The following is a 12692-nucleotide window of genomic DNA, read 5'->3' as shown; positions in this document are numbered from 1 at the left end:
CGCGCAACGCGAGCAAAGCCCCCTTCTCGACGTGGGCGGCCGAGCGCCGCCACACTTCGGGGAACAACACAACCTCGCAGCGCTCGATCTGGTCCTCTAGTTCCATGAACGCCATCGCTTTCCCCTGCTTGGTTGTGATCGTCTTCACGGACACGACCATCCCCGCCACAACGGTGCGGGTGTCGTCCGGCGCTTCGGCCAAATCCATCAGCCGGTCGACGCCTTCTCCCTCCAGCAAGGCGTCGAAATCGTCCAGCGGATGGCCGGACAAATACAGCCCGAGCAGCTCGCGCTCCAAATCCAGCTGCTGGGCTGCCGTAAACTTCGGGACATCCGGGTACTCGATGTCCCAGTTCGGCGATTCCACGAAATCAAACAGCTGGATCTGCAGTTCATCCCGCTCCTTGCGCCACTTCAGCGCCGCCTCGACCGTCTCGTCCAGCATCGCCAGCAGCTGCGCACGGTGACCCGGCAAGGAATCAAACGCCCCGCCTTGGATCAGCGACTCGATCACCCGCTTGTTGCATGTCCGCAAATCCACCCGCCGGCAAAAATCGAGCAAGCTGTCGAACGGACGCTCCTTCCGCTCGCGCAAAATGCTTTCAATCGCCTGCGTGCCGACATTTTTGATCGCGGCCAAGCCAAAGCGGATCACGCCAAGGGCCGGCGGCTCCTGTCCGGATCCGGCGTGTCCGTCCTTCGCATCGCGGCCCTTAGCTTCACCCGAAAGGGCTGCATCCGCAGAACCAGCCCCTACCTGCGGCGTAAACAGAACGCTGCTCTCGTTCACGTCCGGCGGCAGCACGACGATCCCCATCCGCCGGCATTCCACGATGTATTCCGCCACCTTGCGGTGGCTGCCCGTAACCGCGGTCAGCATCGACGCCATAAACTGCACCGGATAATGCGCCTTCAGGTAGGCCGTTTGGAACGCCAGCACGCCATAGGCGGCCGCATGGGCTCGTGCGAAGCCGTAATCGGCGAACCGGACGATCATGTCATAAACGACGTTCGCTTCATCCTCAGTGTAGCCTTGCTGCACGCTGCCGCTGACGAAATGTCCGCGCTGCTCGTCGAGCACCTCACGTTTCTTCTTGGAGACGGCACGGCGCAGCAGGTCCGCTTCACCCAGTGAGAAGCCAGCCATGCGAGAAGCGATCTGCATGATCTGCTCCTGGTAGACGATGATGCCATACGTATCTTTCAAAATCGGCTCCAAATCCGGATGCGGATATTCCACGGAGATTTGCCCGTGCTTGCCAGCGATGTACTTCGGAATAAACTCCATCGGCCCCGGGCGATACAATGCCAGCAGAGAGATGATATCCTCGAACACCGACGGCTTCATCTCTTTCAGCACCCGGCGCATGCCCGTAGACTCCAGCTGGAATACGCCGGTCGTCTCCCCGCGCCCCAGCATCTCGTACGTGGTCGGATCGTTGTCCGGAACCAGCCGGAAATCAGGGGCATCCCCCGACTGCTCCTTAATCCAGTTCATGCAGCGCTCGATGATGGATAAGGTGCGAAGGCCGAGGAAGTCCATTTTCAGCAGACCGATCGCTTCCAGGTTTTCCATCGAATATTGCGTTAACGCCGTATGCTCGCTGCCTTCCTGCAGCGGAACGGCATCGGTTAACGGATCGCGGGAGATGACCACCCCGGCCGCGTGGGTCGAGGCGTGCCGCGGCATACCTTCGACTTTCATCGCCATGTCCAGCAGTCGCTTCACCCGCTCAGACCCGTCATACATCGCTTTGAGATCCGGGCTTTCCTTTAACGCGCGTTCGATCGTCATGCCCAGATGTCCGGGAATCAGCTTCGCGACTTTGTCTACTTCGCCAAATGGCACATTCAACGCCCGCCCTACATCGCGGACCGCCGCGCGCGCCGCCATCGTACCAAACGTGATAATTTGCGCGACATGCTCTGCCCCATATTTGTCAACCACATAGGCAATGACTTCATCCCGCCGCTCATCGCTGAAGTCGATATCGATATCCGGCATCGTCACCCGTTCCGGGTTCAAAAACCGTTCAAACAGCAGATTATATTTGATCGGATCCACATCGGTAATCCGCAGCACGTAGGCTACCAAGCTGCCCGCTGACGAGCCCCGTCCCGGACCAGTGGCGATCCCGTTCCGGTGAGCGAAGGCGATGAAGTCCCACACGATCAGAAAATAATCCGAGAACCCCATGCTGGCGATGATCTCCAGCTCGTACCGCAACCGTTGCTCCAGCTTCTCCCGCTCCGCCGGGTTACGCCAAACATCCAGCTCGCCATAGCGGTCCACCAATCCTTGTTGACACAGCTCCGCCAAGTAGCTGCCTGCAGTATGCCCCTCCGGGATCGGACGGTAGGCCGGCAAAATATGTCGGTCAAACTCCAGCTCCAACTCGCAGGAATCGGCAATTTTCGCGGTATTAGCATACGCCTCCGGCAAGTGAGGGAACAGCTGGGCCATTTCCTCCGCGGTTTTCAGATAGAGCTGATTGGTGTGCATTTTGAGCCGGTCCTCGTCGTCCACCGTTTTCCCTGTCCCTACGCAAATGAGCACGTCTTGGACCTCGGCGTCTTCCTTGCTCAGGTAATGTGCGTCATTGGTGACTACAAGCTCGGCACCGATTTCTCCAGCCAGCTGGACAAGAAGCGGATTTACCTTTTTCTGCTCGGGGATGCCGTGATCCTGAAGCTCCAGGTAAAAATCCTCGCCAAACGCCGCTTGATAACGCAGCGCCGCTTTCTTCGCTTCCTCGTAATGACCGCGCAGGAGATGGAACGGGACTTCCCCGCCCAAGCAAGCGCTAAGGCAGACCAAGCCCTCGCGATGCCGCTGCAGCGCATCCCAGTCGATTCGCGGCTTATAGTGGAAGCCTTCGAGATGACCGATGGAGCACAGCTTCATCAGGTTGCGGTAGCCCGTCTCGTTCTTGGCCAGCAAAATCAAGTGATGGATCGGCTGATCCTGCCGGCTTCCCCGTTCCTTGCGCGAGCCTGCCGTAAAATAGACCTCGCAGCCGATGATCGGCTTGATGCCGTGTTTTTTACACAATTTATAAAAAGGAACCGCGCCGTACATGACCCCATGATCCGTCAGCGCCAGCGCCTTCATGCCGGAAGCCGCCGCCTTGGCGACGAGATCCTCAAGCCGGGCTGCTCCGTCCAGCAAGCTGTATTCGCTATGTACGTGCAAATGAACAAAGCTGTCCATGCGATCCCTTCCTTTCAATCGGTTTACCTCTAATATTTTATCATACATAGGCATTGCCCGCCCATAGAATGGTAGAAAGACCGGACAAACCTCGGAAAGGGGCAAGCGCGCATGAGCACGTTTTTGACCAAAGCGGTCATGGATTTCTTTATCGCCTTCGGAATTGTGGTGGGGGGCGCCATGGTTGGCGGCATCGGCGCAGTCGTTTCACTGCAGCCTCCGACGCAGACGATGCTGGACATTGCCGACCGCATTAAAATATGGGCGCTGGCTGCTGCAGTTGGCGGCACGATCGACCCGATGCGGGTCATTGAGAGCAATTTTTTTGACGGGAACCTGTCTCCGGCCATCAAACAGATCTTGTACCTGTTGTTCGCCTTTCTCGGGGCGCATATGGGTTCGGAATTGGTGCGCTGGATGTGCGGGGGAGGACGGGGATGAATGAAGAGGCGAAACAACCGAAGCTAACGGGCTTTCGCAGGTTTATGCAATTCACCGCCGTGTTTATCCTCGGCATGGTAACCGGAAGTATCGTGTATAACGTCATTTATCAGACCAGCTACAATTTGCTGTGGATCCAGAACAAAGACCTGACCATCCAGCTGCATCAAGCCGAAGAGGACATTCGGACGCTAAAAAAATACAACAACCGTTCCACCGTCATCAAAGAGATCAAGGTGCGCGTGGAGGAACGCGATCCGCCGCTCGATTCGCTGGCGGTGAAGGAGGTCGCCGAGCAGCTTCACAACGAATTAGAGGTGCTGCGGGGTCGAAATATTTTTGATATTGACTCGGATGCCAAAATGGCCCGCACGCTGTTAAACCGAAAAATCTATGTCGTTCGCGACAAGGAATACGCGATTCAAATCAAGACGATGCTGGTGAGTGACGGGGTGCTTCAGGTTTGGGTGGACATGCGGCCCTATATTCGTCTCTAGCAAATCATGCTAAAATATGAGGTAATTCACTTGAGACGGCAAACAAAACTGTAAAAGTGCAGGAATTTTCTCCATTTCAAGAGCATGTGGATTGAATAACTGTTTTTGCGATTAAAAACTGTATTTTTGCAGGAATTCGACGTTCTGTTGCTGCTCAAGCGCGTATCCACTCTACGATTAAAGGAGCTACGAACCTCTCATGATCCAAACGATCCAATCCATTCTTTACGTGATTTTGATCATCAGTTGCGTGGGCTCGATCTTCTTCAGCTTTAAGTCCCGGCGTTCGCTCGATCCGAAGACGCGGGGAATGGCGGCCGCCAAAATGAATATCAGTATGGGCGTGATGCTGATCGTTCTGGCCCTCATCCAAATGTTCCTGTTCAGCGGCTCGACGCTTCGCGTTGTCATCGGCGCTGTGTTTATGGTGCTGGGGGCGTTTAACATCTTCGCCGGCCTCCGCAACCATGGCTTATATGCCCGGCAAAAAGAGGGATAACCTCGCGGCCCCAGGCCGTTAGGCTATCCCTCTTTGCATGCAGGATCCCCGCTCCGCTGCTTAGGCATGGTCGATGGACTGCAGCGTCATGACCGCCTTCGAAACCAGCGAATCCTGATAGGTTAACATAATTTCCAGCTTGCAAGCCCGGCGGCTCATCTCCAGTAATACGGGGGTGATAACCACCGGGTTTTCAATTTGCACCGGACGGACGAAATAGGTCGTCAGGTTATCGACCACAAAGTCGCCGCCGCTGGCGTCTTTGGCCGCGCGAAGTCCGGCTTGGGTCATCAGCGAGGTCAGGACCCCATGCGAGATCGTCCCCAAATCAGTCGCCATCTGCGGCGTAATCATTCCGCGGAAGAACAATTTCCCCTCTTCGTCCCGTTCCTCGGCAAACCCGTTCCACATTAAGTGCTCAAACGTTTCGCCCAGCTGCGGCTGATTCCGTACGTCCCGCATCGCTTGCAGCACCTCGCGGCGCGTCACCGACGAGACCAGCTTCCGGTTGCGGTCCACGACAGGCAAGAAGTCGATCCCTTCCCAGACCATGATTTGCGCTGCCGAAGCGAGCGATGTCTGCAGGCCAACGGTAATCGGATGGCGGGTCATGCATTTCTCAATCGGCTGGTCGCCGCTCAGCTCTTCGACGTTCTTCCGGCTGACGATCCCGATGACCCGGTTCCACTCGTCCACCACCGGAAAATGCTGCTGCCCCGTCTCTAAAGACAACTGATCAAAATCGGAAATGTTGCTGGTCGCCTTCAGCATGCTCACCCGCGGTTTGCGGCTGACGATGTCTTCCACCAGCATGATTTTTTTCTTAATCAAACGGTCAAATAACGCCCGGTTAATCATCGATGCGACGGTAAACGTGTCGTGACGCGAGGAGATGATCGGCAATGCCAGCTTGTCCGCCAGCGTCTTCACCTCGCGGCTCGTCCCGAACCCCCCGGTGATCAATACCCCGGCGCCTTGCTCCAGGGCAAGTGAATGGGCATTATCGCGGTTCCCGATGATCAGCAGGCTGCCGGCGTCAATGTATCTGGCCATGGCATCGATTTTCATCGCGCCAATGACATACTTGTTCAGCGTTTTGTTCAATCCTTCTCCGCCGCCCAGCACATGACCTTCGACGATCTCAACCACATCGCCAAAGGTGAGCTGGTCCGAGATGTTGCGCGGCTTCTTCTCCACGCGAACCGTGCCGATCCGTTCCTTCGTAATGACGATCCCGAGATTCTCCGCTTCCTTCACCGCCCGGTAGGCGGTACCTTCACTTACCCCCAGCGCTTTGGCCAGCTTGCGCACGGAGATTTTCGTTCCAATCTTGAGTCCTTCGATATGTTGGAGCAGCTGTTCGTGTTTTGTTACGCTTTCTTCCGGTCCCTCCAACTGTTATACCCCCTGCCCGAATCTGTACTATTCTGTATTCATTATACACATTCAGGCGTAGGTCATCCAGAAGGCGGCAAGAACGATAACAGAATAGACAATTTCCAGCATGCCGGACTGCTTGGCGGTAATCCCCGTCCGCGGAAACCAGACCGCTCTAGCCAGCAGGATCAATGCGGCGATCCACAGCGCCGGAGAGAGCAGCCATACGGCCAAGATCATCAGCATAACGTGGTAGGCTACGGAGTAGCAATAGAATCGCTTATTATTCCGTTCACGGATGATGGTTTTCACGTAAAAAGCGGTCCCTACAAAATACAACGTGCTGATCAGGAACAGTTCCGTGGCGAGCCGAAGATCGGTTCCTCCTCCAAGCTGATACGAGATAAACACCATCAAGCTGAATTGCACGATCGCCGCGATGTCGTTCAGCAGAGCGCGTTCGCGCTTCTGCTTGGCATAGAAGGCATTCACCCCAAACAGCGGCACGAACAGGAGAGCCAACTTCAGCACCTCGGGGCGAAGCAGGACCAAAGTGAGCGCCGCAGGGACCAGCAACGCACCGTAGAGCAGCAAAGGCTTGCGGTATCGGTCGGCTTTGGCTTTGGTCTTGGCTTTTCCCCTCCGAATCCATTGCAGCAAAGGAAACATAAACAGATAAATGAGAAGCCAGCACACAAACAACAAACCGTGGATCGCCCCGGGGGTAGAGGCGAGCATGCCAAACAGAAACGGAACGATCAGCATGGCCCAGGCTCCATGTTGATTCGGGATGTAATCTCGGACGCGCATGTTATCGGTTCCTCCTTCTAATCGTGAGCCATCAAATTCAAATTACGCACATTATAATCGTCCGGCATCGGCACCCAAGTGACAGAAATCACTTGATTCATGGCAGCTTCCGGACAAATCCGCCGAGAAATTTTTGACGGTTTCGCATCTTGTGACTGATATCACAATCCCGCTCAAGTCCGTTGCTATAATGGGGGCGAATCGTTAAATTCTAAACATTTAGGAGGACTTCCCATGAGTCAATTCAAAGCTACTGTCAACGCCACCGAATATCCGCCGCAGCTCAAGCATAAGACCATCTTTGCAACCTTTAATTCCCTGGAGCCGGGGGAAGCGATGCTGCTGATTAACGACCATGACCCGGTACCGCTCCGGTTTCAGTTCGAGGCCATGCATCCCGGCGGTTTCACTTGGGAGTACATTGAGCAGGGGCCAGAGATGTTCCAGGTGAAAATCGGCAAAAACTAAGCAGGGGGAATGCCCTATGGCAACGATTACGGTTGTCGATGAGAAAACGATTAAGATTGCCGTCGAGCTCGAGGATGCGTTGCGGATGATTGAGGAAGCGGAAAGCAATCTGGAACGCTATGCCAGCGAGATCCTCACCATCGCGGAAAAAATGCCGGAATTCCAATACACCTATTTCTGTTTCTATGCCTACGATACTTCCGCTTTGTTTGAAAAAATGCTGGGGATCGATCCAAAGCAGTATTTGTCCTTCTCGCTGGATGCGCCGGACTCGTTCTTCTATACGCTGTACGGCGGCATGAAGGGACTCAGCGGTGCAGCTCGGCTCTGCCAAGCATTTGCTGCCGAACGGACGGACGTGGAGGTGAATCCATAAATGGCAAACCAGATCGTTGAACTCGACGTTCGGCCGATTCTTCGCCGCGGCGAAGAGCCGTTCAGCGTTATTATGGACACGGTTGGGAAGCTGCAGGAGGGTGACAGCCTTGTTCTGCACGCCACAATGAAGCCCGTCCCGCTCCTGAAGGTGCTTGAAGGTAAGGGCTACCGTCATGAATGCGAACAACTGGCAGCGGATCATTGGAAGGTGACATTTGAACCGATTCAAGCTTAGGTTTTTGCAGAACAAGAAAAGGAGGCCGCTCGGCCTCCTTATTATTTTTGTTGTTGTGAAAATCCTCGTGGAATATATGCGCAATACGGATCGCTCTCCAAATAATCGCCGGTAACCGCATAAGCCCTCGCTCTTGAACCTCCGCACAGCTCCTTAAATTCGCAGACGCCGCATTTTCCCTTCAGCAAGGATTTGTCCCTCAGCTCCCGAAGGATCGGTGAGTTCCGATAAATATCCACCAATGAAGCGTTCCGGACATTCCCGCAGCTAACTGGCAGGAACCCGCTTGGATACACCTCGCCAATGTGACTAATGAAGACGAACCCGTCTCCGTCATTTACACCTTTCGGCGAGCGGCCGAGCAGATCTTTACGTTTGGGCGCTGCCTCTCTGCTTCCTCCGGCCAAGGCGTCCCACGAATTATGACTGGGATCACTCCACAAGCGAATCTCCCGCGATAAAATAGTCAAAATTCCACCGGGAGGTCTGACCTAATGAGAAACATCCAAGAATCCAAGTTAACCTCCGCCCGAAGCGGAGCGGAGCTGTTAATCGATTGCCTGCTTGCGGAACAGGTCGATACGATCTTCGGATACCCGGGCGGGGCAGTAATTCCTATTTACGATGCGCTGTACGATTGCCGAGAGATCCGGCATATTCTGACCCGGCATGAGCAGGCAGCCGTACACGCGGCGGACGGCTACGCCCGCGTGACGGGGAAGGCGGGGGTTGCGCTCGTCACCTCCGGACCAGGCGCAACCAATGCGGTCACAGGGATCGCCAACGCCTACATGGACTCGGTCCCGATGGTCGTGCTGACCGGTCAGGTGTCGACTGATCTGATCGGTCGGGACAGCTTCCAGGAGGTCAACATTTTTGGCATGACGATGGACGTGACCAAGCATAATTATTCCGTGATGGATATCCGCGAGTTGCCTAGAATCATCAAAGAGGCTTTTCATCTCGCTGTCACGGGACGACCGGGGCCGGTCCTGATCGATCTGCCCAAGAACATCATGACCGCTCAAACCAACTTGAGTCCGGCTGCCGAAATCCACATCCGCGGTTACGTGCCTTCAACCCAGATCGATGAGGAGGCCGTACGGCTGATTGCGAGCAAGATCGAAAGCTCCGAGCGCCCGGTGCTCGTTGTCGGGGGCGGCGCCGTGGCATCCGGTGCGGCCGAGCCGCTGTTCCAGCTTGTAGAAACCACGCAAATTCCGGTGGCGACTACGCTGATGGGCATCGGGGCCTTCCCTGCCCGCCATCCGCTCTATCTCGGGATGCTCGGGATGCATGGCACGTATGCCGCCAACCGGGCGGTGCATCACGCCGATCTGCTGATATGTCTAGGAACGCGGCTCAACGACCGACTTTCCGGCAAGGCTAAGTCGTTCGCTCCCCATGCCTGGAAGATCCATGTGGACATCGATGATGCTGAGCTGGACAAGAACATTCCTGTTGATCTGGGGCTGTGCGGAGATATCGGGGACCTGCTGCGGAAGTTAAATGCGTGCGCGATCCCGCCCAAGTCGACCCGCTGGGCTGAGGAGACGGCCGGATGGCAGCGAAAGGTGCCGCATTATAACGAGTCGGTGGCTCCAGGATCGCTGAATCCGCAGGAGGTCATTCGGCTGATCGACAAGCATACCCAAGGCCATGCTGTGGTGGCAACCGATGTAGGTCAGCATCAAATCTGGACCGCCCATCACTACCAGTTCTCCCGGCCCAGTTCTTTCCTGACCTCCGGTGGACTTGGAACCATGGGCTTTGGCTTCCCCGCCGCCATCGGTGCCGCCATCGCGTTGGAAGGTCCGTCCGCTCCGCCGATTGTCTGCATCACCGGGGACGGCAGCTTCCAAATGAACCTGCAGGAGATGATGACAGCCGTGGATTACGGCTTACCGATCAAAATCGCCATCCTGAACAATGGTTATTTGGGGATGGTGCGGCAATGGCAACAGCTGTTCTATGAACGGCGCTACTCCTCCGTCCACCTCACTTCGCCGGATTTTGTAGCGTTTGCCGGCGCCTACGGAGTACCCGGGCTGCGGGCGCAAACGCCGGAGGAAGCCGATGCCGTGATCCGGCAGGCGTTAACGCACCCCGGCCCCGTTCTGATGGAATTTAACGTACGGGAGGAGCAAAACGTCTACCCGATGGTCCCGCCTGGAGCCAGCAACGATCAAATGCTGACCGGCGAAGACGAGAAGTAGTACCGCGTATTCAGCGAGCTTAGACGAAAAAAAGGCGGTTCCGGAAGATCATCAACCTTCCAGAACCGCCCCTGTCCATTTTTGGCACAGGCTTATGCTTGTTCACCGTGTTTTCCGTCCGCTCCCCATTGGAGCTCCCATTCCCGGTATTTTTCCCGCCGGATTCGGTCCAACTCCCGCTGCTTCTCTTCATTGACACCAAGAAGGAAATGCAGGTGAGCCCCGATGACGAGGAAGGCAAACCCTGCCCACACCGCGCCAAATACCGACACCCAGCCGGCTCCAGGCTCAAACGAAATCATCGGCAAGGCATAAACGAGCATCGCTAATGCCAGAATCAGATAAACGGCATGCTTCCATTTGCTTGGTTTTCTTACGACTTTCATCCTCTGCAGCTCCTTTATTTTCATAGATTACGAGATACGTTGATGAGGTCTTCCCCTTGTCTCTTCTATCTCTATGAACGGGGCTGCAGGAATATGATAGAAACTTGTGAATCAAGAAAGCGTGCGTAAAAGCGCGAAGTTAGATCCCCGCGCCGTACAGGTGGGACAGGCTGTCCGTAATAATCTTGTTGACGTCCTGAATGATCACGCTAAGCCGGCGTTCGGCGTCAAACAGACGACGGATATTCAAGTTCAGACTCAGCACCTCGAACTGTTTCTCCATTTGTTCCATTTCCTCTTGCGTCGGCATCTCTCCAGCCATCATTCGCTGCTGGACTTCATTTTGGCGAACCCGAAAATCGTCGAGCATCCGTTTGCTTTCGGGATCGGCCTCCACCAGCTTCATCGCTGCCGTGATTTCGGCTACCTCCTGGCTGTCCTTCAAGGCTGCCGCCAGTTCATGTGCTTTGTCATAAATGTTCATTAAGTTAAACCTCCAAATTTGATTTAGTGTAATCCAAGCGGGCGTAAGACGAGCCTGTCCCTTGCTTGCTGGTGCATGAAAATTGCTTGACTTCGGATTGCTGGCAACTTACTTGTTTGCTTGTACTAACTTACTTACTCACTTTTCTGCAAACTTGCTTGCTAACTTGCCTTACTTGCTGACTTGCTAACTTTCTTTCCCACTCTAACGCTGATCAGGAACCTTATTTGCTTCAAAAACAAGGAATCCAAATTCTAACGCTGATCACAAAGCTTATCGACCCGAAAACATCGCTGTTTAGCGCAAATGACAAGAAATAAGCTCTGTGGCAAGCGTTAGAATTTCATTTCCCTCTTTTCGGCGCCAATAGCGCTCCTCACAAGCGTTAGAAGAAGTACCGCGAGGACTCATGGCCCGCGACAGCAGACAACCGACAACCGTCAGACCCTACACCGACAACCGACAGCCGCTAGCCATCAGCCTACCCCGCCGAATAGCAGCAACAACGACTGCAACAAGCCGATGATTCCGCCAAGCAATACGCCAAGCCAAGTAATGGCGCGAAATTCCTTGCCGGAGACGCTGAGGATGACCTCCTCCAGCCGTTCGATCGGGAATCTCTGCACCTGTTCCTCGACGAGGCCCGGCAAATCCACGGCCTGCATCGCCGCCGGAATGCCTTTGGCAATCAGGCGCAGCGTTCGCTCGGTCAGCACCGGAATGAAGCCCAGCACCGACGCTTTCCACGGCTCGATCAACGAGCGAACCGGCCGGTTCTCCGCTTGCTCGAGCCAACGCTCCAGCGGCAGCTGCTCAAGCTTGCCGTTCAGCCAGCCTAGCGCCTCTTCGCCGGTTAAGAGCGCCAGCAGCTCCGCCACCGGCTTCTCGCCATACAGCTCCAGCCGCGTCTCGATCGCTTGGGCGGTTTTGCTTAAAGCTTCCTCGCCCCGCAGCGCCTGAACGAGCGCTGGGGTCATTTTTTGCACCAATTTGTCCTCATCCACAAAAATCGCCGCCATCGTGCCAAGGAATCCGCCGGCCCGGTCCATCAGCCCCGCCGCCATTTTCGACAGCATGCGCTGTCCGTTGGCCGACAGCAGTTCCTCTTCCACGACGCCCAGTAACGCGCTGGCCAGCGCAGCGCTCCAGGCTTTGCGGTTCTCCTCAGACCAACCGGGAACAAGCCGCTTCACTGGCAGGCTGCTTAGGTCCGCATGTTCCCATAGACGCGCCAGCCCCCGCATCGCCGTTGCTCTAGCCCCAGCCGCCAGCTTGGACTTCAGCGCCTCGAACTCCTCCTCGCTCCACACCCGGAGTGCCGCTTGCCGAAGCGTTAACTCGCTGGAGCTTACGCGTTCCACGAAGCCGCGCAAGGCATTCTCCGCCTTGTTCCGGAACGCCGGACGCTGCACGGTTTCCTGCAGCCCTTCGGCCGTCACCAAATACTCGGCCACCACCTGACCCAATGATTCGGCGATATCGTCACGGCGTTTCGGGATCAGTCCCGGTGTAAAGGGAACGTGAAATTTGCCGATATGTATGGGCTTGCGCGGATGAAACAACATTTTAATCGCAAAATGGTTGGTCACGCCGCCGACAAAAGCAGCCACCGCGACGCTCACCAACACGTAAAGCCAATCGGGCACCCTCTCTTCCTCCTTCTTTCTCTTAGGCTGCTGCCCTAACTAGT

13 protein-coding genes and 1 pseudogene are annotated in these 12692 nt (G+C 55.6%); 7 read left to right on the top strand and 7 right to left on the bottom strand.

Annotated features, from left to right (window positions below; genetic code table 11):
- The coding region (locus M3G15_RS20500) for a DNA polymerase III subunit alpha (protein ID WP_260071923.1) at positions 1 to 3211 on the bottom strand (3211 nt) is incomplete at its 3' end.
- A 111-nt stretch (positions 3212 to 3322) separates the two neighbouring features.
- Here M3G15_RS20500 and M3G15_RS20495 point away from each other — a divergent pair.
- The 3 genes from M3G15_RS20495 (at position 3323) to M3G15_RS20485 (ending at position 4648) form a co-directional block, all read left to right on the top strand.
- Positions 3323 to 3652, top strand: coding sequence for a YtrH family sporulation protein (locus M3G15_RS20495; protein WP_009226738.1), 330 nt, complete (start codon positions 3323 to 3325; stop codon positions 3650 to 3652).
- Positions 3649 to 4149 (top strand): sporulation membrane protein YtrI, encoded by a 501-nt coding sequence (locus tag M3G15_RS20490; RefSeq protein ID WP_036646464.1) that lies wholly within the window; start codon positions 3649 to 3651, stop codon positions 4147 to 4149. The genes M3G15_RS20495 and M3G15_RS20490 overlap by 4 nt, the downstream gene beginning before the upstream one ends.
- A gap of 199 nt (positions 4150 to 4348) precedes the next feature.
- Positions 4349 to 4648, top strand: a complete 300-nt coding sequence (locus M3G15_RS20485; RefSeq protein WP_260071921.1) for a YtpI family protein — start codon at positions 4349 to 4351, stop codon at positions 4646 to 4648.
- A 60-nt stretch (positions 4649 to 4708) separates the two neighbouring features.
- On the opposite strand, the gene M3G15_RS20480 is transcribed toward M3G15_RS20485, so the two are convergent.
- Positions 4709 to 6043, bottom strand: a complete 1335-nt coding sequence (locus M3G15_RS20480; RefSeq protein WP_009226735.1) for a DRTGG domain-containing protein — start codon at positions 6041 to 6043, stop codon at positions 4709 to 4711.
- Positions 6044 to 6094: 51 nt separating this feature from the next.
- Entirely contained in the window at positions 6095 to 6835 is a 741-nt protein-coding gene (locus tag M3G15_RS20475) for a YwiC-like family protein (RefSeq protein ID WP_009226734.1), read from the bottom strand.
- 234 nt (positions 6836 to 7069) lie between these two features.
- Here M3G15_RS20475 and M3G15_RS20470 point away from each other — a divergent pair, with 234 nt between their 5' ends.
- From M3G15_RS20470 to M3G15_RS20460, 3 genes are read left to right on the top strand one after another with little or no spacing between them, the layout of a single operon-like run.
- Positions 7070 to 7303, top strand: coding sequence for a DUF2249 domain-containing protein (locus tag M3G15_RS20470; protein WP_009226733.1), 234 nt, complete (start codon positions 7070 to 7072; stop codon positions 7301 to 7303).
- A gap of 16 nt (positions 7304 to 7319) precedes the next feature.
- On the top strand, positions 7320 to 7679 hold the full coding sequence (locus M3G15_RS20465) for a hypothetical protein (RefSeq protein WP_009226732.1): 360 nt from the start codon (positions 7320 to 7322) through the stop codon (positions 7677 to 7679).
- Positions 7680 to 7916 carry a DUF2249 domain-containing protein gene (locus tag M3G15_RS20460; protein WP_009226731.1) on the top strand — a complete coding sequence of 79 codons (237 nt, stop codon included), beginning with the start codon at positions 7680 to 7682 and terminating at the stop codon, positions 7914 to 7916.
- A gap of 41 nt (positions 7917 to 7957) precedes the next feature.
- Here the strand turns inward: M3G15_RS20460 and M3G15_RS20455 are convergent.
- Positions 7958 to 8293 (bottom strand): annotated as a pseudogene (locus M3G15_RS20455) (SPASM domain-containing protein); the annotation flags it as partial.
- 117 nt (positions 8294 to 8410) lie between these two features.
- Here M3G15_RS20455 and ilvB point away from each other — a divergent pair.
- The gene (gene ilvB, locus M3G15_RS20450; RefSeq protein WP_260071920.1) at positions 8411 to 10132 is read left to right on the top strand and encodes a biosynthetic-type acetolactate synthase large subunit; all 1722 of its coding nucleotides are present in this window, start codon (positions 8411 to 8413) and stop codon (positions 10130 to 10132) included.
- 92 nt (positions 10133 to 10224) lie between these two features.
- On the opposite strand, the gene M3G15_RS20445 is transcribed toward ilvB, so the two are convergent.
- The 3 genes from M3G15_RS20445 to M3G15_RS20435 form a co-directional block, all read right to left on the bottom strand.
- The gene (locus M3G15_RS20445) at positions 10225 to 10518 is read right to left on the bottom strand and encodes a hypothetical protein (RefSeq protein WP_260071919.1); all 294 of its coding nucleotides are present in this window, start codon (positions 10516 to 10518) and stop codon (positions 10225 to 10227) included.
- 139 nt (positions 10519 to 10657) lie between these two features.
- Positions 10658 to 11002 (bottom strand): YlbF/YmcA family competence regulator, encoded by a 345-nt coding sequence (locus M3G15_RS20440; protein ID WP_260071918.1) that lies wholly within the window; start codon positions 11000 to 11002, stop codon positions 10658 to 10660.
- Positions 11003 to 11478: 476 nt separating this feature from the next.
- Positions 11479 to 12648 (bottom strand): DUF445 family protein, encoded by a 1170-nt coding sequence (locus M3G15_RS20435; protein ID WP_260071917.1) that lies wholly within the window; start codon positions 12646 to 12648, stop codon positions 11479 to 11481.
- Positions 12649 to 12692: the final 44 nt, after the last annotated feature.

This window comes from Paenibacillus sp. p3-SID1389 (genome assembly GCF_025151705.1).
GTDB classification, from domain to species: Bacteria; Bacillota; Bacilli; order Paenibacillales; family Paenibacillaceae; genus Fontibacillus; species Fontibacillus phoenicis.
The sequence above is the reverse complement of the archived record's forward strand: the minus strand, read 5'-3'. Positions and strand labels throughout refer to the sequence as shown.

What these genes read in the sequence shown, in the direction of transcription:
- M3G15_RS20495 (WP_009226738.1), top strand. Translation starts at nt 3,323, where the DNA reads ATGAGCACGTTTTTGACCAAAGCGGTCATGGATTTCTTTATCGCCTTC.
- M3G15_RS20490 (WP_036646464.1), top strand. Translation starts at nt 3,649, where the DNA reads ATGAATGAAGAGGCGAAACAACCGAAGCTAACGGGCTTTCGCAGGTTT.
- M3G15_RS20485 (WP_260071921.1), top strand. Translation starts at nt 4,349, where the DNA reads ATGATCCAAACGATCCAATCCATTCTTTACGTGATTTTGATCATCAGT.
- M3G15_RS20475 (WP_009226734.1), bottom strand. Translation starts at nt 6,835, where the DNA reads ATGCGCGTCCGAGATTACATCCCGAATCAACATGGAGCCTGGGCCATG.
- M3G15_RS20470 (WP_009226733.1), top strand. Translation starts at nt 7,070, where the DNA reads ATGAGTCAATTCAAAGCTACTGTCAACGCCACCGAATATCCGCCGCAG.
- M3G15_RS20465 (WP_009226732.1), top strand. Translation starts at nt 7,320, where the DNA reads ATGGCAACGATTACGGTTGTCGATGAGAAAACGATTAAGATTGCCGTC.
- M3G15_RS20460 (WP_009226731.1), top strand. Translation starts at nt 7,680, where the DNA reads ATGGCAAACCAGATCGTTGAACTCGACGTTCGGCCGATTCTTCGCCGC.
- ilvB (WP_260071920.1), top strand. Translation starts at nt 8,411, where the DNA reads ATGAGAAACATCCAAGAATCCAAGTTAACCTCCGCCCGAAGCGGAGCG.
- M3G15_RS20445 (WP_260071919.1), bottom strand. Translation starts at nt 10,518, where the DNA reads ATGAAAGTCGTAAGAAAACCAAGCAAATGGAAGCATGCCGTTTATCTG.
- M3G15_RS20440 (WP_260071918.1), bottom strand. Translation starts at nt 11,002, where the DNA reads ATGAACATTTATGACAAAGCACATGAACTGGCGGCAGCCTTGAAGGAC.